Origin of the sequence: Aurantimonas sp. A2-1-M11 (genome assembly GCF_036549475.1) — a bacterium.
Classification (GTDB): Bacteria; Pseudomonadota; Alphaproteobacteria; order Rhizobiales; family Rhizobiaceae; genus Aurantimonas.
Map to the genome: position 1 here is coordinate 1 of NZ_JAZHLI010000034.1, position 21,877 is coordinate 21,877.

20 protein-coding genes and 3 tRNA genes are annotated in these 21,877 nt (G+C 67.5%); 13 read left to right on the forward strand and 10 right to left on the reverse strand.

Going from position 1 to position 21,877, the window contains the following annotated elements; all coding sequences use genetic code 11:
• The coding region (locus tag VQ042_RS15310) for an EAL domain-containing protein (RefSeq protein ID WP_331820798.1) at window positions 1–207 on the forward strand (207 nt) is incomplete at its 5' end.
• Window positions 208–358: 151 nt separating this feature from the next.
• Window positions 359–583: a hypothetical protein gene (locus tag VQ042_RS15315; protein WP_331820800.1), complete on the forward strand. Its 225-nt coding sequence runs from the start codon at window positions 359–361 to the stop codon at window positions 581–583.
• Window positions 584–2,030: 1,447 nt separating this feature from the next.
• Here the strand turns inward: VQ042_RS15315 and VQ042_RS15320 are convergent.
• Window positions 2,031–2,106, reverse strand: a tRNA-Phe gene (locus VQ042_RS15320).
• Between the two features lie 380 nt (window positions 2,107–2,486).
• On the opposite strand from VQ042_RS15320, the gene VQ042_RS15325 reads away from it, so the two are divergent.
• A tRNA-Thr gene (locus tag VQ042_RS15325) sits at window positions 2,487–2,561 on the forward strand.
• Between the two features lie 12 nt (window positions 2,562–2,573).
• On the opposite strand, the gene VQ042_RS15330 is transcribed toward VQ042_RS15325, so the two are convergent.
• Window positions 2,574–3,737, reverse strand: coding sequence for a glycosyltransferase family 4 protein (locus VQ042_RS15330; protein WP_331820801.1), 1,164 nt, complete (start codon window positions 3,735–3,737; stop codon window positions 2,574–2,576).
• Window positions 3,738–3,964: 227 nt separating this feature from the next.
• Here VQ042_RS15330 and VQ042_RS15335 point away from each other — a divergent pair, with 227 nt between their 5' ends.
• Window positions 3,965–5,395 (forward strand): phosphomannomutase, encoded by a 1,431-nt coding sequence (locus VQ042_RS15335; protein WP_331820803.1) that lies wholly within the window; start codon window positions 3,965–3,967, stop codon window positions 5,393–5,395.
• A 122-nt stretch (window positions 5,396–5,517) separates the two neighbouring features.
• On the opposite strand, the gene VQ042_RS15340 is transcribed toward VQ042_RS15335, so the two are convergent.
• A complete protein-coding gene (locus VQ042_RS15340; protein ID WP_442880096.1) occupies window positions 5,518–6,939 on the reverse strand; it encodes a mannose-1-phosphate guanylyltransferase/mannose-6-phosphate isomerase in 1,422 nt (473 codons plus the stop codon).
• Between the two features lie 278 nt (window positions 6,940–7,217).
• On the opposite strand from VQ042_RS15340, the gene VQ042_RS15345 reads away from it, so the two are divergent.
• From VQ042_RS15345 to VQ042_RS15355, 3 genes are all read left to right on the forward strand, one after another.
• Window positions 7,218–8,276 (forward strand): sugar phosphate isomerase/epimerase family protein, encoded by a 1,059-nt coding sequence (locus tag VQ042_RS15345; RefSeq protein WP_331820807.1) that lies wholly within the window; start codon window positions 7,218–7,220, stop codon window positions 8,274–8,276.
• A 13-nt stretch (window positions 8,277–8,289) separates the two neighbouring features.
• Window positions 8,290–9,459, forward strand: a complete 1,170-nt coding sequence (locus VQ042_RS15350) for a Gfo/Idh/MocA family protein (RefSeq protein ID WP_331820809.1) — start codon at window positions 8,290–8,292, stop codon at window positions 9,457–9,459.
• Window positions 9,460–9,548: 89 nt separating this feature from the next.
• Window positions 9,549–10,577, forward strand: a complete 1,029-nt coding sequence (locus tag VQ042_RS15355; protein ID WP_331820811.1) for a LacI family DNA-binding transcriptional regulator — start codon at window positions 9,549–9,551, stop codon at window positions 10,575–10,577.
• Window positions 10,578–10,969: 392 nt separating this feature from the next.
• Here the strand turns inward: VQ042_RS15355 and VQ042_RS15360 are convergent, their stop codons facing one another.
• From VQ042_RS15360 to cpdR, 3 genes are all read right to left on the reverse strand, one after another.
• Complete coding sequence (locus tag VQ042_RS15360; RefSeq protein ID WP_331820813.1) at window positions 10,970–11,110, reverse strand: hypothetical protein; 141 nt, start codon at window positions 11,108–11,110, stop codon at window positions 10,970–10,972.
• Between the two features lie 268 nt (window positions 11,111–11,378).
• Window positions 11,379–11,453: transfer RNA gene (locus tag VQ042_RS15365), tRNA-Val, on the reverse strand.
• A gap of 244 nt (window positions 11,454–11,697) precedes the next feature.
• Window positions 11,698–12,063: a cell cycle two-component system response regulator CpdR gene (gene cpdR, locus VQ042_RS15370; RefSeq protein WP_009208652.1), complete on the reverse strand. Its 366-nt coding sequence runs from the start codon at window positions 12,061–12,063 to the stop codon at window positions 11,698–11,700.
• A 157-nt stretch (window positions 12,064–12,220) separates the two neighbouring features.
• Here cpdR and VQ042_RS15375 point away from each other — a divergent pair, with 157 nt between their 5' ends.
• Together VQ042_RS15375 and hisN are read left to right on the forward strand one after the other, a co-directional pair.
• Entirely contained in the window at window positions 12,221–13,120 is a 900-nt protein-coding gene (locus VQ042_RS15375) for an N-formylglutamate amidohydrolase (RefSeq protein ID WP_331820821.1), read from the forward strand.
• 644 nt (window positions 13,121–13,764) lie between these two features.
• Window positions 13,765–14,538, forward strand: coding sequence for a histidinol-phosphatase (gene hisN / locus VQ042_RS15380; RefSeq protein ID WP_331820823.1), 774 nt, complete (start codon window positions 13,765–13,767; stop codon window positions 14,536–14,538).
• A gap of 117 nt (window positions 14,539–14,655) precedes the next feature.
• On the opposite strand, the gene VQ042_RS15385 is transcribed toward hisN, so the two are convergent.
• Window positions 14,656–15,630 carry an alpha/beta hydrolase gene (locus VQ042_RS15385; RefSeq protein WP_331820825.1) on the reverse strand — a complete coding sequence of 325 codons (975 nt, stop codon included), beginning with the start codon at window positions 15,628–15,630 and terminating at the stop codon, window positions 14,656–14,658.
• 739 nt (window positions 15,631–16,369) lie between these two features.
• Here VQ042_RS15385 and VQ042_RS15390 point away from each other — a divergent pair.
• A complete protein-coding gene (locus tag VQ042_RS15390; RefSeq protein ID WP_331820827.1) occupies window positions 16,370–16,837 on the forward strand; it encodes an Hsp20 family protein in 468 nt (155 codons plus the stop codon).
• A gap of 94 nt (window positions 16,838–16,931) precedes the next feature.
• Here the strand turns inward: VQ042_RS15390 and VQ042_RS15395 are convergent, their stop codons facing one another.
• The 3 genes from VQ042_RS15395 to VQ042_RS15405 form a co-directional block, all read right to left on the reverse strand.
• Window positions 16,932–17,333 carry a DUF5615 family PIN-like protein gene (locus VQ042_RS15395; protein WP_331820829.1) on the reverse strand — a complete coding sequence of 134 codons (402 nt, stop codon included), beginning with the start codon at window positions 17,331–17,333 and terminating at the stop codon, window positions 16,932–16,934.
• Window positions 17,330–17,974, reverse strand: a complete 645-nt coding sequence (locus VQ042_RS15400) for a DUF433 domain-containing protein (RefSeq protein ID WP_331820831.1) — start codon at window positions 17,972–17,974, stop codon at window positions 17,330–17,332. The genes VQ042_RS15395 and VQ042_RS15400 overlap by 4 nt, the downstream gene beginning before the upstream one ends.
• 460 nt (window positions 17,975–18,434) lie before the next feature.
• On the reverse strand, window positions 18,435–18,608 hold the full coding sequence (locus VQ042_RS15405) for a hypothetical protein (RefSeq protein WP_331820833.1): 174 nt from the start codon (window positions 18,606–18,608) through the stop codon (window positions 18,435–18,437).
• A gap of 140 nt (window positions 18,609–18,748) precedes the next feature.
• On the opposite strand from VQ042_RS15405, the gene VQ042_RS15410 reads away from it, so the two are divergent.
• The 3 genes from VQ042_RS15410 to VQ042_RS15420 are packed head-to-tail and all read left to right on the forward strand — an operon-like array spanning window position 18,749 to window position 21,845.
• A complete protein-coding gene (locus VQ042_RS15410; protein ID WP_331820835.1) occupies window positions 18,749–19,969 on the forward strand; it encodes an HlyD family efflux transporter periplasmic adaptor subunit in 1,221 nt (406 codons plus the stop codon).
• Window positions 19,966–21,138: an FtsX-like permease family protein gene (locus tag VQ042_RS15415; RefSeq protein WP_331820837.1), complete on the forward strand. Its 1,173-nt coding sequence runs from the start codon at window positions 19,966–19,968 to the stop codon at window positions 21,136–21,138. Before VQ042_RS15410 ends, VQ042_RS15415 begins: the two co-directional genes overlap by 4 nt.
• Window positions 21,138–21,845, forward strand: a complete 708-nt coding sequence (locus VQ042_RS15420; RefSeq protein ID WP_331820839.1) for an ATP-binding cassette domain-containing protein — start codon at window positions 21,138–21,140, stop codon at window positions 21,843–21,845. Before VQ042_RS15415 ends, VQ042_RS15420 begins: the two co-directional genes overlap by 1 nt.
• Window positions 21,846–21,877: the final 32 nt, after the last annotated feature.

Here is a 21,877-nt window from a genome sequence, read left to right on the forward strand (position 1 = left end):
AAGACCCAGACAATCGTCGCAGGGGTAATCGAGACGGCTCGCGCTCTGGGGTTCACGGTAGTGGCTGAAGGAATCGAGGAGCAGGAAGTACTGGCAGTGCTCCGAGAGATGCGTTGCGACTTCGGCCAAGGCTATTATATTTCGCATCCCCTCTGGGACGACGATTTGTTGGGCTGGCTCGCTGAAAAACAGGCGCTTACGACGTAACCTGTCTCTCTGGCGCGCATCCGCTCTTTGCGCCTTGGCTCTGCGCGTCGGGCCCTAAGCGCAACTGGGAGTCCTCTTGCTCACTAGGCGATGTCAACTTCTTAGCAGTGAAAAAAAGTTTAGCAATAAACTTTTATACAGAAAGAGGCCGGTGCTGCAGCCAATCCGGCGTCAGCGTGCTGATGCTGCTGGTGGGGACGAACTTGGAATAGAACCGATCAATCATCTGCGTGGACGTGCCCGCGTTGCGGGCCAGCATGTGGACATCGACGCCACCATGGATCTGCTCGGTGATGTAGAGGTGGCGGAAGGAGAAACTGTCACGGCGACGACCCTCGCGGTTGAAGCGCAGTTTGGCCGCCTCCAGAAGCTCTAGCAGGCCCTTCTTGTAGGACGCGGCGCGAGCACCTTCACGATTGGTGAAGACGGGATCGTCGCTCTCGACGTCACGGCCCAGCNTTTGGCCGCCTCCAGAAGCTCTAGCAGGCCCTTCTTGTAGGACGCGGCGCGAGCACCTTCACGATTGGTGAAGACGGGATCGTCGCTCTCGACGTCACGGCCCAGCTCCATCGCGCAGATATTGCGGAGCACATTGAAGTAGGTGAGCGCTTCCGGCTGCGAGACCATCTCACGGCTTTTGCCCTTCCCTCGGACCTGCAGAACGATCGCGTCGGTTTTTGTCCCGCCTTTGATATCGAAGCGCCTGGCCTGGACATCACCCCAGTCCAAATTCTTCAATTCCGTGGGACGTAGCCCGGTGAAACCCGCGATCATGCAATACGCGTGCAGCTTGATGCGATCGAAATAGACACGCTGGTTACGGCCGCGTTCATCGTCTGCTTTGATCCTTTTCCCAGGCTTCCAATTTGGGTTAGCGGCGTACTCGGCGACCCGCGCCTCGCTCACCTTGGTGAGATGCGCAAATTCCTCCAGCGTGAAGCCCGGACGTGATCGATCTTTGCGGCTGGTGTCCTTTGGTGGCGCAATGACGGGTAGATGCTTCACATAGCCCGTACGCTTGCCGTGCTCGAACACCTGCCTGAGCAGCCAGCCCTCAAGCTTCAACGTCGAATGGGCGGGGGATTTCTCCTTCACCGGACGCACAATGCGCGCTGGTGGCCCTACATCGTCGCGCTTGCGGCGGTAGTAGACGATGCTGGGGTCCTTTGAGCCCGGACCGGTCAGCCAATACTCCCTGCGCCACTCCCAAAATTTCTCGATGTCAGCACTGGTGATCGCGCTCATCAGGCGCTTTCCAAAATAGGGGATGAAGAAGCGGCGAATCACCCCCGGATAGCCCTTCACCTGATATTCCGGCTTGTCCCCGCGCTCCACGGCACGGTGCAGCCCATCGATGAACTCCTGCGCGATGTCCTCGAACTTTTTGTTCGTCACCACCAAGCCGGCTTCGGCCAACGCCCTGCATTTGTAGAGCTCTGCCTGCGCCTTGGCGTGCGCGACGGTGATGTCCGCAGTTTTGAGAGAGACCCGTTTTTGGCCTTGGTCCGCAATCGAGAAGCGTACATTGATTTGCGGATTGCCCTGACGAGTAAACAGTTGGTACTCGTCACCGCTGTAAATGGTTGTCATAAGCAGAACCTGGCATGAAATCATGGGATGGGGCGCGTGATTGCGCCCCTATTGGCCAGGATAATTCCGAGTTATTTGCTAATCAAATGCGTTAACGCTGTGCTACCCAGTATTACGCTGGACAGCCTAACGCTTTGATGGAAAACGTGGTTAAAATCGAGCTGTGCTAGGCTGTGCTAGCAAAAAAGCCTTTCCTGGGACTAAGCGAAACGCAGCTAAGTGCTTGAAAGTAATGGTGCCCAGGGACGGAGTCGAACCGCCGACACTGCGATTTTCAGTCGCATGCTCTACCAACTGAGCTACCTGGGCGCCTGCTACCGGCGACGGCCTCGTGAGGCGTCCGGCGAAAGCTCGGGCCTTATAGAAAAGCTCCCGCCCCCTGTCCAGCGATCTTGCGGGCCCAAGGCGAAAAAGTCTCGGGGGCTTCCCAAGGACGTGTCAGTGGTGTCCGTGGGGCGGCAGGTCGGCTGGCCGCCAAGGGTCTGCCGCGGTGCCCCGCGACCGTCGCTCACGGGTGATCGCCGGTCGGCCGATGCGCCGGTGCCGGAATTCGGCGGGGCCGGGTCATGCCTCCAGCGTGGCGGCAGCGACGCAAAGCGCGGGCGGGCCGGATGCGGTGCAAAATCAATCGCCGAGACGCCAAGATGACGGTTGACGCGCGCACGGAAATCAAGGAAACAGCGCCCATCGCTGCCGTAGCTCAGGGGTAGAGCACTCCCTTGGTAAGGGAGAGGCCCGGGGTTCAAATCCCCGCGGCAGCACCATTTCCCAAAAATTCATTTCGTCCGTGACAGATCGCGGTAGAGGCCGGCGACCGCTCGCTTGAGGTCGGCGATCGTGTAGCCGTTCTCGACGCGGATGCGGGCGGAGGCGCCCATGCGGGCGGCGAGGTCCGGCTCCGCCGCGAAGCGCGCCAAAGCGGCGGCGAAGGCCCGCGGGTCGCCGGCCGGCAGCACGAACCCGTCCTGACCGTCCCGCACGAAGTCGCGGCAGCCCGGCACGTCGCTGGTCAGGAGCGGCCGGCCGCAGGCGGCGGCCTCCAGCAACGTGCGCGGCAGGCCCTCGCCGCCGCGCGAGGGCAGGCAGGCGATATGGTGCGCCGCCCAGACCGCGGCCACGTCCTCGGTGCGGCCATGCCACTGGATGAAGGGCTCGGCCGACCATGCGGCGAGGGTCTCGGCCGGAAAGGCGCGGGGATTGGACGGGTCGGGCGTGCCGTAGAGCGACAGGGTGACGTCGACGCCGCGGCGCCTGGCGAGCCGCACCGCCTCGACGATGGTGTCGATGCCCTTGGACCACAGCATGCGGGCGACGACGGCGACCTTCAGCGGCGGGGCGGGGGGCAGCGGCGCGGCGGCATAGACGGCCGGGTCGATGCCCGCGCCACCGACGAGGACGATGCGCGGCGTATCGGCGGGCAGGCCGAGAAAGCCGGCATCGCCGGTGTTTTCCAGGAGGAAGCGCGTGCGCCGGCCCGACAGCAGGCGGCGGATGGCAAGGCCGATGGCGAAGCGGATGGCGCGGCCCGTCCCGTCGCGGCGGGCGCCGAGATAGCCCAGGCCGGTGACGGCATAGATCCGCCGATGAATGCCGGCGAGCCGGGCCGCCGCGCCGCCGACGAGGATCGAGCGCAGTGCGATGCAATGGACGATGGCCGGCTTCTCGCGCCTCAGGATCGTCGTCATGCGGGCAAGGGCCGAGGCGACGGCGACGATGCCGACCTCGCGGCGCTCGGCGTCGAGCGGCACGATGCGCGCGCCCACCGCCGCGATCGCCGCGGCGTGGTTGCGCACACGGGTGACGACGACCGGCTCGAAGCCGGCCTCGCGCGCAGCCTCGGCCATCGGCAGGAAATGCGACACGAAAAACCAGTCCTCGGTGATGACGAAGAGCACCTTGGGGCGCGCGGGGGACGGCGTCGTGAGGTCGGGGCTTTCCAAGAAACGGGCTTCCCGTGCTATCGCCGCAGGGCGCGGCAGGTTTTATTCGGGCCGGCGCTGCGCGGGCCGTGCCGTCTGGCCCATAGATCAGTGCGGCGGTCCGGGCAAACCGGGGCGGCATGCGAGAGGTCGTTCGACGGGGCGCGGGACCTGCCGCAGGATGAGAGCGCAATGCGGGGCGCCGCATCGGCGGGGGCGCGCGGGCGCCGGGCAAGCGGGGACGTGAGATGGATTCGCTGAAATTCGGGACGAGCGGGCTGCGCGGGCTGGTGAGGGATCTCACCGGCTGGCCGAGCTTCGGCTACACGCTGGCCTTCCTGCGCCATGTGCGGGCGGGCGACACGGGCGGCGCCGAGCAGATGGTGTTCTTCGGCCGCGACCTGCGCGCCAGCAGCCCGGAGATCCTTCGGGCCTGCATCGCGGCGGCGCATCATGCCGGGTTCCGGGCGGTCGATTGCGGCGCGGTGCCGACGCCGGCCCTGGCGCTGGCGGCGATGCACCATCGCTGCCCGGCGGTGATGATCACCGGCAGCCACATTCCCGACGACCGCAACGGGCTGAAATTCTACAGCCGCGCCGGCGAGATCACCAAGGACGACGAAGCCGGCATCGCCGCGCAGTTCGCGGCGATCGCGGCCGCCACGCCGCGCCCGGACGCCGCGGCCGGCGGTCAGGCGGCGGCGAGCGACGCCATGGCGGCGTTTGCCGAGCGCTATACCGGCTTCTTTGTGCCCGATGCGCTTGCCGGGCTGTCGGTCGGGGTCTTCCAGCACAGTTCGGTGGCGCGCGACCTCCTGGTCGATCTCGTCACCGCGCTAGGCGGGACGGCGGCTCCGCTCGCCCGCTCGGACAGTTTCGTGCCGGTGGACACCGAGGCGCACCGACCCGAGGACGTGAAGCAGATCTGCGACTGGGCGGCGGCGGGGGACTTCGACGCGATCGTCTCCACCGATGGCGACGGGGACCGGCCGCTGGTCGCCGATGCGCAGGGCACGATCCTGCGCGGCGACGTGCTGGGGCTGCTGACGACCCGGGCGCTGGGGCTGCGGACCATCGTGACGCCGGTGACGTCGAGCTCGGCGATCGAGAGTTCGGGCATTGCGGAGAAGGTGGTGCGCACCAAGGTCGGCTCGCCCTTCGTCATTGCCGGCATGGCCGAGGCGGCCGGCGAAGGCGCCGAGGGAATCGTCGGCTTCGAGGCCAATGGCGGCCTGCTGCTGGGGTCAGCCGTGACGCGCGACGGGCGCAGCCTGCCGGCGCTGCCGACCCGCGACAGCGTGCTGCCGATCCTGGCCACGCTGGCGATGGTGCGCAGCCGCGGCACCGGGCTCAAAGGGCTGGTGGCGGAACTCAATGCCGGCCACGCGGCGGCGCACCGGCTGCAGGAGGTGCCCCAAGGGCAGAGCGCGGCGTTCCTGCGCCGGCTTTGCGAGGATCGCGCCTTCCGCGACGACTTCTTCGCGCCGGCCGGGACGGTGGCTTCCTTGGACGCGCTCGACGGGGTGCGGGTGATCCTAAGCGACGGGCCGGTGGTGCATTTCCGCGCCTCGGGCAACGCGCCGGAGCTGCGCTGCTACGTGGAGGCCGGGTCCGAGGCGAAGGCGGCGGAGCTGTTGGCCTGGGGGCTCGCCGCGGCGGAGGCGAAGGTGCGGGGGTGATCGCGCCGGCCGGAGGTCTGGCGGGCGCGATCGTCGGGGGCTCGGCGCCCGGCGCCTGGCTGTCGCCGGAGGGTGCCGGGCCGGCTGAAGGTCCGGCGGGACGCCGCCAGTGACGCCGACGGTCAGCCGCGGGCGTAGATGTCCTCGATGCGCACGATGTCGTCCTCGCCCGTATAGCTGCCGACCTGCACCTCGATGAGCTTGAGGTCGATCTTGCCGGGATTGTGCAGGCGGTGGACGCAGCCGATCGGCAGATAGGCGGCCTCGTTCTCGTGATAGAGCCGGACGTCCTCGTCGATGGTGACCTCGGCGGTGCCGTGGACGACGACCCAGTGCTCGGCGCGGTGGTGGTGGCGCTGCAGGCTGAGGCGGCCGCCCGGCTTGACGCAGATATGCTTGACCTGGAAGCGCGCGCCGATGTCGATGCGCTGGTACCAGCCCCAGGGACGGTGGATGCGCAGATGCTCGCTCGCCTCGCTGCGGCCGGACTGGCGCAGCAGCGTGACCAGCCGCTTGACGTCGGGCGCGGCATCCTTGGCGGCGACCAGCACCGCGTCGTCGGTGGTCACGACGACGATGTTGTCGAGGCCGAGGACGGTGGTCAGCACGTCGTCGCTGCGCACGAAGCTGTTGGTGGTGTCGAGGGCGGCGACATTGCCTTCGAAGACGTTGCCGTCGGCATCCTTGGCCTTGATGGCATGGAGCGAATCCCACGAGCCGATGTCCGACCAGCCGAAATCGGCGGCCAGCACGCCGCCGAGCCGGGTGTGCTCCATGACGGCATAGTCGATGGACAGGGTCGGCGAGGCGGTGAAGGCGTCGCGGTCGAGGCGGATGAAGTCGAGATCGGCCACGGCCTTGTCGAGGGCGCCCGTGGCCGCCGCCAGCACGGCGGGCGCATGGCTGCGCAATTCGTCGAGCATGACGTTGGAGCGGAATGCGAAATTGCCGCTGTTCCAGACGAAGCCCTCGGCCAGATAGGTTTCGGCCGTCTCACGGTCGGGCTTCTCGACGAACCGGTCGAGGACGTGTGCGCCTTCGGCGAGTTCCTCGTCGCCGGGGCGGATGTAGCCATAGGCGGTGGAGGGATGGTCGGGGGTGATGCCCAGCGTCATGATCCGTCCGCTCGCCGCCAGGCACGAAGCCGTCTGGACGGCAGACAGGAAGTCCGGCTCGTCGCCGATCACGTGGTCGGAGGCGAGCACGAGGCAGATCGTGCCCGGGCCGCGGCGCTCGGCCATCAGCGCGCCGATCGCCACGGCCGGCGCACTGTCGCGGCGCTCGGGCTCCAGCACGATGTCGGCCGCCACGCCGAGCGCGGCGAGCTGTTCGGCGCAGATGAAGCGGAAATCGATGTTGGTGACGATGATCGGCCGGGAAAAGCCCGCGCCGGCGACGCGCCGCACCGTGGCCTGGAACGGCGAGATGCCGTTCTCCAGAAGCGCGATGAACTGCTTGGGCATGGTGTCGCGGGAGATCGGCCAGAGCCGGGTGCCAGAGCCCCCGGCCATGATGATCGGCAGGACCTGATCGCACTGTTCCATCGCTTCCCCCATGGTACCCGGCGTTCGGGTAGCGCTGCCGCGCCCGCCGCCGGCGCCCGGCACGGCAGTCTTCGAAGATTGTCCTCTCGTATCACGTCGGGGCAAGGGCCGGGGCGAGGATTGCGAGGCATGGTTGATGGCGGGCAGGGCGCGGCCCGTCGATCGCGGGCGGCGGCGGGGCGTTTTGACACTCGTACCTCAAACGGCTTCTATGGCGCCGGGCCGGGGACCGGCGCAGGACCGACGGCGCGGGGAGGCGCCGGACACGGGAGGTTGGAATGAAGACCATGCAGGGGCCCGGGATCTTCCTGGCGCAGTTTCTCGGCGATTCGCCGCCGTTCGACGATCTGGCCTCCATCGCCGGATGGGCGGCGGGCCACGGCTACAGGGGCGTGCAGTTGCCGACCTGGGACACGCGGCTGATCGACCTGGAGAAGGCCGCCGGATCGAAGGATTATTGCGACGAGATCACCGGCATCTGCCGCGAGGCCGGCGTCGAGATCACCGATCTGTCGACGCATCTTCAGGGGCAGCTCGTCGCCGTGCATCCGGCCTTCGACGAGGCGTTCGACGGCTTCGCCGTGCCCGAGGTGCGGGGCAACCCGGCCGCGCGCCAGGCCTGGGCGGTCGAACAGATGAAGCTGGCGGCAAAAGCCTCGGCGAATTTCGGCTTCACCAGCCACGTGACGTTTCCGGGCGCACTGGCCTGGCCGTTTCTCTATCCCTGGCCGCAGCGGCCGGCGGGGCTGGTCGACACGGCCTTCGAGGAACTGGCCAGGCGCTGGGTGCCGATCCTCGACGCCTTTGACGCGGCCGGCTGCAATGTCGGCTACGAGATCCATCCCGGCGAGGACGTCTTCGACGGCGCGACCTTCGAGATGTTCCTGGAGGCCTGCGGCAACCATCCGCGCTGCCAGATCAATTACGACCCGTCGCATTTCGTGCTGCAGCAGCTCGACTATGTCGCCTTCATCGACATCTATCACGAGCGGATCTGCGCCTTTCACGTCAAGGACGCCGAGTTCAACCCGACCGGACGGCAGGGCGTCTATTCGGGCTACCAGCCCTGGACGAAGCGGGCCGGACGGTTCCGCTCGCTGGGCGACGGCCAGGTGGATTTCGCCGCGATCTTCTCCAAGCTCGCCGAATACGACTATGATTCCTGGGCGGTGCTGGAATGGGAGTGCTGCCTGAAGAGCCCCGAGCAGGGGGCGGCCGAGGGCGCACCGTTCATCGCGGCCCACATCATCGAGGTCACCGACAAGGCCTTCGACGATTTTGCGTCCGGCGGCACGGACGCGGCGGCGAACCGGCGCATGCTGGGCATCGAAGGCTAGAGGGGAACGAGCCATGACCATCGAGGGACGCGACGAGACGCGCGGACGGCGCATACGCCTGGGTATGGTGGGCGGCGGGCAGGGCGCCTTCATCGGCGGGGTGCACCGCATCGCCGCGCGCATCGACGACCGGTTCGAGCTGGTGGCGGGCGCGCTGTCGTCGACGCCGGACAAGTCGCAGGCGTCTGCCGCCGAGATCGGCCTCGACCCGGTGCGCAGCTACGGCTCTTACGTGGAAATGGCGGCGACGGAGGCGGAGCGGCCGGACGGCATCGAGGCAGTGGCGATCGTCACCCCGAACCACATGCATTTTCCGGTTTCCAAGACGTTTCTGGAGGTCGGCATCCACGTCATCTGCGACAAGCCGATGACGACGACGCTGGCCGAGGCGCGCGAGCTCGCCGAGATTACGGAGGCGTCCGGAAGACAGTTCGTGCTGACCCACAATTATACCGGCTACCCGATGATCCGGCAGGCGCAGGCCATGGTCGCCGCCGGCGACCTCGGCACGATCCGGGTGGTCAACGCCGAATACATCCAGGACTGGCTGGCCGAGAAGGCCGAGGATTCGGGCTCCAAGCAGGCGGGATGGCGGGTCGACCCGGCCAAGGCCGGCGCCGGCGGCGCGATCGGCGATATCGGCACCCATGCCCACAACCTCGCCTGCTTCGTGACCGGGCAGCGGGTGGAGAGCCTGTCGGCGGATCTGTCCTCCTTCGTGGAGGGCCGCCAGCTCGACGACAATGCCCATATGCTGCTGCGCTTTTCCGGCGGGGCGAAGGGCATGCTGTGGGCGAGCCAGGTTGCGGTCGGCAACGAGAACGGGCTGACCTTGCGCGTCTATGGCGACAAGGGCGGGCTGGAATGGCGGCAGGAGGAGCCGAACCGCCTGTGGTTCACGCCGCTGGGCGAGCCGAAGCGGCTGCTGACCCGCGGGGGCGCCGGCGCGAACGACGCCGCGGCGGCGGTGTCGCGCATTCCGGCCGGCCATCCGGAGGGCTATCTGGAAGGCTTTGCGACGATCTATGCCGAGGCGGCCGAGCTGATTCGCGCCGCCGACGAAGGCCGCGCCCCGCCGGACGGACTGGCGCTGCCGACGATCGCGGACGGGGTGGACGGGCTTGCCTTCATCGAGGCCTGCGTGGCGTCGTCGGAGAATGACGGGGCCTGGACGCCGCTCTGACGGCCGGCCACAGCCGCGGACCTTTCCAGGATGCGGGCGGCCAGCCGCGCGAGCCTTGACGCGGACATGACCAGAATGGGCCAGGCGCGATGAGCCGTGCGACGATCCGGGACGTGGCCCGCGCGGCCGGGGTGAGTCTCGCCACGGTCGACCGGGTGCTGAACCGGCGCGCCGGGGTGCGCGCGGCGACGGTGCAGCGGGTCGAGGAGGCGATGCGCCGCCTTGATTTCACCCGCGACCTTGCTGCCGCGAACCTGTCGAAGAAGCGCCGCTACCGGCTGACGTTCCTGCTGCCGGACGGGGCCAACAGCTTCATGCGCGAGCTGGAGGCGGCGGTGCAGGCGACCTCGCGCCAATCGTCGATGGAACGCGCCGAGGTGACGGTCGCCATGGTGCCGGCCTTCGACGGGCCGGCGCTGGCGAAGGCGCTGGACGGCATCGACCGCGCGGCGACGGACGGCGTGGCCGTGGTGGCGACGGAATCGGCGGAGGTGCGCGCGGCGATCGACCGGCTACGCGCCGACGATGTCCGCGTCGTCACACTGGTCAGCGACCTGCCGGCCTCGACGCGCGACCGCTTCGTGGGGATCGACAATGGCGTGGCGGGGCGCACGGCGGCCGGGCTGCTGGGCCGGTTCTGCCCTGCGGCGCCGGGCAGGGTCGCGGTCGTCGCCGGCTCGATGCTGCTGCGCGACCATGCCGAGCGCCGTTCGGGATTCGAACAGGTGATGCGGGCGGAATATCCGCATCTGACGGTTCTGGCGCCGCTGGAAGGGCTGGACGATGCCGAGCGCGTGGCCGCGCTCCTGGGCGAGGCGCTGGCGGCGGACCGGGACATCGTCGGGCTCTACAGCCTGGGCGCGGGCAATCGCGGCGTGGTGACGACGCTGGCGGCGGCCGGGCTGGGCGGCCGGATCCGCGTGGTCGCCCACGAGTTGAGCCCGCATGCGCGCGCGGCGTTGCGGGACGGAACATTCGATGCGGTGATCAACCAGGATGCCGGGCACGAGGCGCGCAGCGCGGTGCGGATCCTCAAGGCACTGATCGACGACCGGGCCCTGGTGGAGGCGCAGGAGCGCATCCGCATCGAGATCTTCATGCGCGACAATTTGCCTTAACGACAATCTGCGTTGACTCAGAGGATCTTGGGCTGCGGTGGAAGCCCGCTTCTTCGCTCACGCAAAAAATCCGGGGGTTTTGACGCTCCGACGGATTGACGTTCGGTAAGCTTGGGTTAGCGTGTGTCGTCTTCCCTGGGTGGGCAATCCCGGAGGGGAAGATATCAGCGGCCCGGTGCGCTCCCAACGTGCCGGGCCGCCGCTGCCGGTCAGGAACCGGTCGCGCGGCGGGGCGGGCAGCGGGCCGGATCGTCTGCAGCATCTGACCGAACATCGGGCTCGATTTTCGGTCAACGCTATTCGTACACTCAACGCGTTGGAACGTCTCATGTGCGCCCTGTCGGGCGCACGGCGCTCCAGTGGGGGCGAACGCCCCGGACCGATCGGGTCGATCAGCCCTCGATGCGCGAACGGGCCTTGTCGTCCATGTGATAGATGCGGACGCGGGCAATCTCGCGCTCGACGGACCGGAAGCGGGCGTCGACGAAGGCGTTGTACATGCGGCGCATCGTGCTCGGGCGGGTGGTGGTCATGTCTTTTCTCCAATCATGTTCGGGCTGTCCGGCTTGTCCGGCGTCGTTCCGATGACTGGGATATAGGCGCTCACGCTGCGCTGCGGTATCGGGATGCTTGCAGGTGAGGCATGCAGCTAGCGCATGGGTCGCTAGGGCTGCGCCTAAGGTTCCGTCAGGGATTTGCGGCGGCCAGAGCTCGGCGCAAACGCCGCGAGACGGTCCGGCGGGGCGCCCGGGAACGCTGGGCATGGACTGCGGCAGACGATGATCTGGCGATGAGTCCGGATGGTGGGCGTGACAGGGATTGAACCTGTGACCCCTTCGATGTCAACGAAGTGCTCTCCCGCTGAGCTACACGCCCATCCGACGACGCGGCTTTGACCACAGACCAAAGCGGTCGTCAATAGGTTTTGCGGCTGGCCGCGGGACGGATCTGCCGGACATAGCGGCGAGTCCCGGCGGCGGTTTGCCGCAGGGTGGATCGGCGTGGACGGCCGGGGAAAACACCTCACCCGCCGGGCGCGAGCCCGGCCGTCAGGCCGCAGGCCGGCAGCGGGACCGGCTGCCGATTCTGCCTGCGGACAGGACTCGCAGACGCTGGCCGGTCAGGCGGCGTCCTCGAGCATGCGCGCGACCTCGTCGACGAGCTCGCGCAGATGGAACGGCTTGGACAGGATCTTGGCGTCCTTGGGAGCCTTGGAATCGGGATTGAGCGCCACGGCGGCAAAGCCCGTGATGAACATGACCTTGAGGTCCGGATCGAGCTCGGTGGCGCGGCGCGCCAGTTCGATCCCGTCCATCTCCGGCATCACGATGTCGGTCAGGAGCAGCGAGAAGGGCTCCTCGCGCAGGCGCTCATAGGCGCTGCCGCCATTGTCGTAGCTGACCACTTCGTAGCCTGCCCGCTCCAGCGCCTTGGCGAGGAAACGGCGCATATCGTTGTCGTCTTCGGCGAGTAGTATCTTTGACATTCACGTTATCCGGATACGCCGGGCGCAACGATGCCGGCGGCTGTTCATTCAGGCATCAAGTGCATAGCAGAATGCCGGAACATTTTCTAAAAGGATTCAGGGCCCGATCGCGGCCTGCGGATTTTTTCGGCGCGCCATCCAACCGGAAGGGGACAGTTTGGCGAACATACCCACGATCACGACGGCTGGCGGGCGGATTCCCGCGTTCGAGGTCGTCGAGCCGGACGAGCCGAAAATCCCCTTCGTCTTCTGCTCTCCCCACAGCGGCCGCGACTATCCGACGGACTTCCTGGAGGCCACGCGGCTGTCCGGTGATTCGATCCGGCGGTCCGAGGATCTGTTCGTCGACCAGCTCTTCGAATGCGTACCGGCGCTGGGCGCGCCGCTGATCCGGGCGCGGTTTCCCAGGGCGTTTCTCGACGTCAACCGCGAGCCCTACGAGCTCGACCCGCAGATGTTCTCCGGGCCGCTGCCGGACTACGTCAACATCGCCTCCGTGCGGGTGACCGGCGGGCTCGGCACGATCCCGCGGATCGTCGCGGAGAACGAGGCGATCTACGCCAAGCGGCTGTCGGTGGCCGAGGGGATCGGACGGATCGAGACCTTCTACAAGCCCTTCCACGACCTCTTGGAAGAGCGCCTGCGCCAGACGCGGGCGCGATTCGGCATGGCGATCCTGATCGACTGCCATTCCATGCCCTCCAGCGTGCGGGCGCTGCCGGGCGGGCGGCGGCCCGACATGGTGCTGGGCGACCGCTACGGCACCAGCGCCGGCGCGCGCCTGGTGACGGTCGCCACCGGACGGCTGGCGCGGCTCGGCTACGACGTGGCGCGCAACAAGCCCTATGCCGGCGGCTACATCACCGAACGCTACGGCCGGCCGGCGATCGGCCAGCATGCGCTGCAGATCGAGATCAATCGCGGGCTCTATGCCGACGAGCGCAGCTATCGGCCGCATGCCGGGTTTCCGCTCCTGGCCGAGCGGCTGGCGACGTTCGTGGCGGGCTTCGCCGAGGACGTGGACGCCGATTACGCGCTGCCGGCCGCCGCGGAATAGCGGGCGGCCACTTCCCGACGCCAGGCAAAAAAAACCGCACTGCGGGAGGGCAGCGCGGTCTGAGTCTAGGGAGGAAACGCCCGTAAGGGCCGCGGTACATCAGCACCGCAAGAACCACAATATGCTGCGCTGCGAGAGGATGCAAGCGAAATCTGCATGGAATTCGTGCAGAGTGGAATAGGGCCGCATAATGAGGCAGAATGGTGTGCTCGCTGCCGATATCTTGACCAGGGCGCGCGGGGCGGAGGGTGGATTCCAACGGATCCGGCATTTACTGGCGGATGATTCGGTAAGGGGCTCATCGGCTTTCGGGGCTGGTGCCCGATCGGCGCGGTCCTTACCCCCCCTCTGCCCTGCCGGGCATCTCCCCCACAAGGGGGAGATCGGCGCTTCGCCGTCCGTGCTTCTTTGCCGAACGGGACGCGTTGGCGACGTCGACGCTTCGTCGTCCGTGCCCGAACGCTCTAATCTGTCCCTCCGGGGCAACGTCTTCGCCGCCGGGTAGAAGACTGCGGCGGCATCGGCATCAGCCGCTTGGGGGGGGCATGCCGGGCCGTGACGGCGCGAAAGCGGCTTTCGGCTTCGCGCGCGCTCGCGCGATCCGCTAGGATCGGGCTCCCGCCATTCCTGGATGACCGAGCCGCATGCTTCTTCCCGATGTCGCCTTCCTGTCGCAGCTGGCCGATGCGGCCGATGCCGAGACGCTGCCGCGCTTTCGCACCGGCACGGCGGTGGACAACAAGCGGGCGGCGGATTTCGACCCGGTGACCGAGGCCGACAGGGCCGCCGAGCGGGCGATCCTGACCGCGATCGCCGCGCGCCATCCCGAGGACGCGGTGTTGGGCGAGGAATTCGGCGCCAGCGGCAAGGGCGACCGGCTGTGGGTGATCGACCCGATCGACGGCACGCGGGCCTTCATCTCCGGCGTGCCGGTGTGGGGCACGCTGATCGGCTTCTGCGAGGCGGGGCGCGCGCGGGCGGGCATCATGTCGCAGCCCTTCACGGGGGAGCGCTACGTCGCCGACGGCGAGGCGGCCTGGTGCCTGCATCGCGGCGTGCGGACGCGGCTTGCCGTGAGCGCGGTACGCCTCGTGGAGGAGGCGACCCTGTTCACCACCTCGCCGCGGCTGTTCGCGGCCAGGGGCGCGCCGAATTTCGAGGCGCTGGAGGCCCGGGCGCGGCTGACGCGCTTCGGCACCGATTGCTACGCCTTCTGCATGCTGGCGGCGGGGCATGTGGACCTGGTGGTGGAGACCGGGCTGAAGCCCTACGACATCGTCGCGCTGGTGCCGATCATCGAGCAGGCCGGCGGCATCGTCACGCGCACCGATGGCGGGCGCCCCGAATCGGGCGGCGACATCGTGGCGGCGGGCACGCGCGAGTTGCACGAGGCGGCGCTGGCGATCCTGAACGGCTGAGCGGGCGCCGGACGGCGGGGCACCGAACCCGAGAACCGCGATCGATGTTCGGCGGGCACGATGCGCGGGTTCCACCTATCAGAGCAGCCTCGTGCGCCCGGTCGGACGCGGGGTGCCCTATTCGAGAGGCAGGGCGCCGGCGGTGAAGGATTCGAACGCTTCCAGGAAGGGCGCGCGATAGCGGTCGGCCTCCTGCAGCAATTCGTGGCGCGCATAGGGGATGGTCAGGCTGGAGCCCGAGCGCATGCGCCAGGCCAGCCGCTCGGCGGTGCGGCTGTCGACGACCGAATCCTCGCCGGCGGTGACGATGAGCGTGGGCACGCCGAGCCGAGCGATGTTGTCGGAATCCTCCAGCCGCCGCATGGCGCCGGTGACCGCGGCCAGCCAGGACACCGTCGGCTTGTCGAGGAACAGAAAGGGCGCGGCCTCGGCCAGTTCGCGGTTGCGCGCCAGGCGGCCGGGATCGCTGCTGAGGGCGCGGCTCGCCGCACGCGCCCGGATGCCGGGCAGCAGCGACGGGGCCACCGACATGCGCCCGAGGCCGAGCCAGCGGGCGAGCCGGGCGAGGCGGTGCAGCCCGCGCGTGCCGATGAGGCGCGTGGGCGGGAAGGCGACGAGGGGGGCGCTGAGGACCATGCGCTCGACCGTGTTGACCAGCCGGGGCGATGCGGTCAGGGCGACGAGGGCGCCCATGGAATGGGCGAGGATGACGAAGGGGCCGCGGCAGTCGGGCAGGACGATGTCCTGGATGAAGGCGTCCAGGTCGTTGACGTAGGCCCCGAACTTGCGGACGTAGCCGCGCCGGCGGTCGCGCAGCATGCGCTCGGAGCCGCCCTGGCCGCGCCAGTCGAAGGTCGCGACCATGTAGCCCAGGCGGTTGAGCTCGCCGATGGTCTCGAAATATTTCTCGATGGTCTCGTTGCGGCCCTGCAGCAGGATGACCGTGCCGCGGGTGCGCTCCAGCGCCGAGGGCGAAATGGCGTAGCGCAGGCGCTTGCCGTCGGGGGCGCGCAGGCTCGACGCGGCGATCCCGGCGGGCGCCGGATTGGTCTCGGTGACGACGAGGTCGTTCGGGTTGAAGGCTTCGTTCATCGCACATCCGCTTCGCCCGGACCGGCCGCGCCGCGCGGGGCGATGCAGCGGCGAGAGCCGTCCGGCGCTTGTAGATTCCGCGGCGGGGCGGGTCAAAGCTTTCCGCGACGCCGCGCCGGGGAGGATGGGGGACCCACGCGCCTGACGGGCCCGGGGACGCGACCTGACCGAACGGGTCGGAAGGGGGTCGAGCGGGCCCCCCCTTCGAGGGGCCCGGGGGGGGGGGGGCCAACGCTTTCCGCGACGCCGCGCCGGGGAGGATGGGGGACCCACGCGCCTGACGGGCCCGGGGACGCGACCTGACCGAACGGGTCGGAAGGGGGTCGACCGGGAACCTCTTTCGAGGCTCCCGGTCGGAGCGGTCACAGCGGAAGGGACGGGACGCTGCGACCGTTTGGCGGGCCGCCCGTCGTCGGGGCGGCTGAAATCTGACGCCACCATGGCCCCGGGCACATGAACGGCCCCGGAAGGCCATGTTCATCTGCGGTTCAGGCGGAAGGTACCGGCAACGCGGCCGTGATCAGCCGCAGGGAGGACGGGCGCAAGCGGCGCGCGCGGGCGCGGAAAGGGGCGAAAAAAATCTGCACGGGGGCTTGCCGGCGCTCTTGAACGGAAAAAATCGCGGCACCATTTTTTTCTTGCGGTCGCCAAGACGGGGCCGTCCGCCGGGCCGCATCGCCATCCGGGATGCTTGCCGGGCGACTTACGCAAACCTCGTTGCTTCTGAATGGAGAACATCATGCGTCATGTCGATTTTGCCCCCCTGTATCGTTCCACCGTCGGTTTCGACCGCCTGTTCTCGCTGCTCGACAGCCAGACGGTCGCCGACAACAGCCAGACCTATCCGCCCTACAACATCGAGCGCACCGGCGAGAACGCCTATCGCGTGACGCTCGCCGTCGCCGGATTCGGCGAGGAGGAACTGTCGATCGAGGCGCGCGAGAACGTGCTGACGGTCAAGGGCGAAAAGGCCGAGGCCCAGGAGAGCGACCAGTACGAGACGCTGTATCGCGGCATTGCGGGCCGGGCCTTCGAGCGCCGGTTCCAGCTGGCCGAATATGTCGAGGTGAAGGGCGCCGTGCTGAAGAACGGGCTCCTGCACATCGACCTGCAGCGGGTAATCCCGGAGGCGATGAAGCCGCGCCGGATCGCCATCACCACGCCCGACAACATCAACGAGAAGCAGATCGAGGCGAACGCCGCCTGATCCTGCGGGTCTCGGGACGATGATGGAGCGGCGCCGGAGACGGCGCCGCTTTTGTTTTGGGGGTGGCGGTCGCGTAGGGGCACCCCGGCACTGATCAACGGTGGATGCGGATCCACCTATCTCCGAGCGTGATGTGTAGGCCGTGCTTTTGATCGCCCAGTCGATCCCACTCGGCTTCGATCAATCCGATCGCCTCCACGATGCGCGCGGGGGAGTTGAACTGCCTGCACTCAAGGAGAACGCGGCAAAGGCGGTCGGTCTGTCGCTCCTTGCTCTCGTATTTCTGAGAGATCGAGCGGAAATGCTTCACGTTGTGGGTGAAGAGCACAAGCCCTTGCTCTCGGCAGGCTGCTGCCACGACAGGATCTGGCGAGTCGCGGAGCATTCGGTCTCGAAGGCGCACCACTGTATGGCTATACTCTTGAAGCGCTACGCCAACCCCATCGGGGACGTCATTGTCTGTGAAGAACGGGATTGGTGTTCGCTTCGGCTTCAAGCGGCCTCTTTAAGCCATTTTCGCGCGGCGCTGATATCGCCTGACTGAAGGTCGGGGAACTGATCGATGATGGCGGGGTCCGAATACCCCGCCCGAATGTAGTCGGCTATGGCATGCACCGGGATGCGCGTTCCGGCGAAGACAGGTTCCGAAGAATGGACATGCTTCCGGCGCTCAATGCGGCCGACTGTGTCGCCGTTTCTCTCGTTGAGCTTCTGAATGTCCTGCCGTGCATCGGTAGTGACGACTTCCAGCGCGATTTCAGCAACGAACTGCCTGCTCGCAACCTCGCGTTTGCGAAGGGACTCCGGCTCCACGAAGACGACGCGCCGATTGTGAACCCACAATGTCTGCGATGTCCATTTTTCGTCGCCCATATGCGCCAGTTCGCGCTCGACACGCTCAAGCTCATGCATCGGGACGTTGTGGTGATTGCGAAGCTGGTTGAGGACACGGAGTTTAAGCAGGTCTTTAAACGAGTAAATGTAGGTGAACGACTTGCGGTCTCCGTCCTCGGATTTAAACTCTGGCCGGATGAAGCCGCGTCGGTTCCAAGCTCGCAGTTGCGCACGCGATAGGCCGGTGAGCATCGCCACCTGCTCCTCGCTGAAAGCACCTATGATGTTTGTCGAAGCGGTCATGTCACAGTCACCTTAGCCGATCCCGTTCGGCCATGCAGGGTCATTTCATTTAAACTAACTAACTAAGAGACCGCGCGCACAAAAAAACGCGATGGCCGAGGTCGTCGCGCATTTGATCCGTCGTGACGGCGCCGTCTCAGCTTCGTGCGCGTTGTGATGGTCGAGATCCTCCAAGCTCGGGACGTCGAGACAGCGGCCCAACAAGGCCGGATTCTTGGGTCCCGGAAGGCGGCGAGGAATCCGACGACTGGGTGACAGCGATCAAGCGCCCCCGGCGCCGTCTCGGCTCGCTCCAGCCCGTCCAGCATTCGATGCCGCTTGTCTCCGCGGCGCCACCGACCATGCGCTAGATCAATGATGCCTCGCGCGGGCTGGTTACACTGGGATTGTTGGGGAACCCGCAAGACAGCGCGCCGCGATGTGTCGGCGGCCGGAGTGGAGGCTGACATGATGATTCATCTCAAGACATGGCGATGCAATGTCCTGCGTTCGCTCCGGCCATGCTCCTCGTCTTCGCGGGGATCGTCGTCATTCCGGTCGGGATGATTTTCTCGAAAGCCGGGTACTCGAAATGGCTCAGCGTCTCGATGCCGCTCGTGAACGTCATCACGCTGTACCAGCTTGCCTTTTCCATCGGGCCGAGCCTCCGGGAGCATGGCTGACCAAGCCGGGCAACGCGCCTGCGGCCACGACCGGGCAGGCCTTCGCGAGGGCCGTGTCGAAGGCGTGGCCCAACGCGGTCGATCCGCGCTCTGACACGTTCAAGGGATCAGCATGACAGGGACGGATGACAAGACGCTGCCGCTGGATCTCGAACTGCCGGACGCACCGCGACAAGCGCGGCGGCGCTGGTTCCGCAAGCGCTACCTGCTGGTTCTGCTGATCCCGGTCTTCATGTTCTCCGGCGCGGTGATCGGCATGTATTTCCAGCCGCCGGCGCTACAGAAATTCTATGCCCTGACGGGCCTTCAACCGGGCGCCGGGACCGAGACGCCCATCGCCCTGCCGCCCGAAATCGTGCTGCCGCAGGAAATGGTCGAGACCATGCTGCCGACGGACGTCGTGGGTCTGGCGCGGATCATGCCGCGCGGCGACATCGCGATCGTCGCCGCGCCCTACGGCGCCGGGGATGCACGGGTTGCCGAGATCCTCGTGGCGATCGGCGAGGTGGTGGAACGCGGCGCGCCGCTCGCCCGGCTGGACAATCGCCAGGCGCTGGAGGGGGCGGTCCTGCAGGCAGAGGCGAACCTTGCGGTGCGGCAGGCGACGCTGGCGCAGACACGCAGCGCCATCGCCGCGAGCCGCGCCGAGGCGCAGGCGACGCTCGACCAGGCCCGCGCTGCCGCACGCGAAGCCGCGATCAGCCTGACCCGGGCGGAAGACCTGTTCGAGCGCAACGTCTCCACCGGCGCCACGCTGGACGCAGCACGGACGGCGGCCGAGGATGCGGCTCTTGCGGTTGCCCGGGGTGAGGCGACCTTGACCCGCTTTTCTTCCGGTGACCTGGAAGACCAGCCCGATGTCGTCGTCGCGTCCCGCAACGTCGCGGCCGCCGAGGCCGAACTGGCCCGCGCCCGGATGGATCTCGGCCGGTCCGAGGTGCGTGCGCCCATCGCCGGCATGGTTCTCGACATCCGCGCCACCCCCGGCCAGCGCCCACCCGCCGACGGCATCATGGACATGGGCGATACCACCCGGATGATGGTCGAGGTCGAGGTCTGGCAGGACCGCATCGCCAGCGTCGCGCCCGGCCAGCCGGTCGAACTTGCGGCCGAAGCCCTGCGGCAGAACCTGCGGGGCACGGTGGAAAGCATCGGGCTGACGGTGGGGCGGCAGGGATTGATCTCGGACGACGCCGCGGCGAACACCGATGCGCGGGTGATCCGCGTCCTGGTGGCGCTGGACGCCGGGTCCACGGAGATCGCGGCGCGCTACACCAATCTCGAGGTGGTCGCCCGGATCGACACCGGCGCCGGGGTGCGCGCGGCGCAATGAGCCGCCTTCTGCAATGGATCTTCGGCCGACTGCCGATCGGCTGGCTGCAACTGACCCACAAGCGCGGGCGTTTCGTGGCTGCGCTGTCGGGCGTCGCCTTCGCCAACGTGCTGGTGTTCGTCCAGCTCGGCATCATGAACTCGATGGCGACGGCGACGCTGCGCCCCTACGAGTTTTTCAGCGCCGACATCATGATCTCGGCCGGAGATTCCAGTGCACTGGACGAGGGCGGAAACGTCGCGCGGCAGTGGATGCTGCAGGCCCTGGCCGACCCGGATGTCGCCGACGGCGCCCGGATGTTCATCGGCAACGTGCCCTGGGATCGCGCCGAGCAGGACATCGTTCTGAAGGCCTTTGCCATCGATCCGGCCCGACCCGCCTTTTTCTCGCCCGACATCGTGACGGACGTCGCGCTCCTGCAGATGCAAGGCACGGCCATCCTCGACCGGCTGGCGCGCGGCCTGCCGCGCGACCTGGCCGCCGCGATCCGTCCGCAGACACCGCTGTCCTTCGAGACGGAGGGCCGCACGTTGACGGTGCTGGACACCTTTGCAGGTGGCGGCGGGTTCGGCGTGGACGGCTACCTGTTCGTCTCGGACCAGACCTTCCTGTCGCTGTTTCCGTCGCGCAGTTCGGCCGCGCCGGACCACATCCTGCTGCGCCTGCGGCCCGGCGCCGATGTGGCGGTCGTCGTCGAACGATTGCGCGGTCTGATCTCGGACAAGACACTGCGGATCCGCAGTCATGCCGAAGCGGCCCAGGAGGAGTTGCGCTACCAGCAGACGCAGCGCCCCACCGGAGTCATCTTCGGCTTCGGCGTCGTGATCGGCGTGCTGGTGGGGCTGGTCATCGTCAATCAGGTCCTGTCAGCCGACGTGTCCGATCATCTGCCCGAATACGCGACCTTCAAGGCCATGGGCTATGGGCCGCGCTTCTTCCTCGGCATCGTCATCGAAGAGGCGCTGGTGCTGGGCTTTCTGGGATTCCTGCCGGGCCTGGCGGTGGGAACGGCGATCCTGACGCTGATGGGCAAGGTCACGACCCTGCCGCTGGAGATGACGACGACCATGGCGGTCACGGTCTTTCTCGGGACGGTGGTGTTCTCCGCCATCTCGGGCGCGCTCGCCACGCGGAAACTCGCCGCCGCCGATCCGGCGGATCTGTTCTGATGGCGAACACCATCGAACGCGACAGGATCGTCGAGGCGCGCGGGCTCAATCACTGGTTCGGTTCCGGCGATGCGCGCAAGCAGGCGCTCTTCGACATCGACCTGACGCTGGAACGCGGGAGCTTCACCGTGCTGATGGGGCCCTCCGGATCGGGAAAGACCACATTGCTGACGCTGATCGGCTGCCTGCGCGCGGTGCAGGACGGCACGGTGCGGCTGATGGGTCACGAACTGAACGGCGCGAGCGAGGCGGACCTGACCGCGCTTCGCAGACGGCTCGGCTTCATCTTTCAGTCCCACAACCTGCATGAAAGCCTGACGGCGACGCAGAACGTCATCATGGGGGTTCAGGTCCGGGGACGCGTTTCCGACAAGCTTGCGCGGCAAGCCGCGGCTCGGGCGCTGGGGCTGGTGGGTCTGTCCGACCGGCTCGACTATCGGCCCGGCAACCTGTCCGGCGGGCAGAAACAGCGCGTCGCGGTTGCCCGCGCCCTGGTCGGCAATCCCGCCATGGTCCTGGCGGACGAGCCGACCGCCGCGCTCGACAAGGACAGCGCGGCAGATGTGATCGACTTGCTCAAGCGTCTCGGCGCGGAGCGGGGCACGACGACCCTGCTCGTGACCCATGACAACCGGATCCTCGACCGGGCCGACCGAATCCTGACCCTGGAAGATGGCCGGATCGTCGCAACCACGGAGGTGTCATGAAACTGCGGTTGCCGCGCAAAAAAAAACGCGAC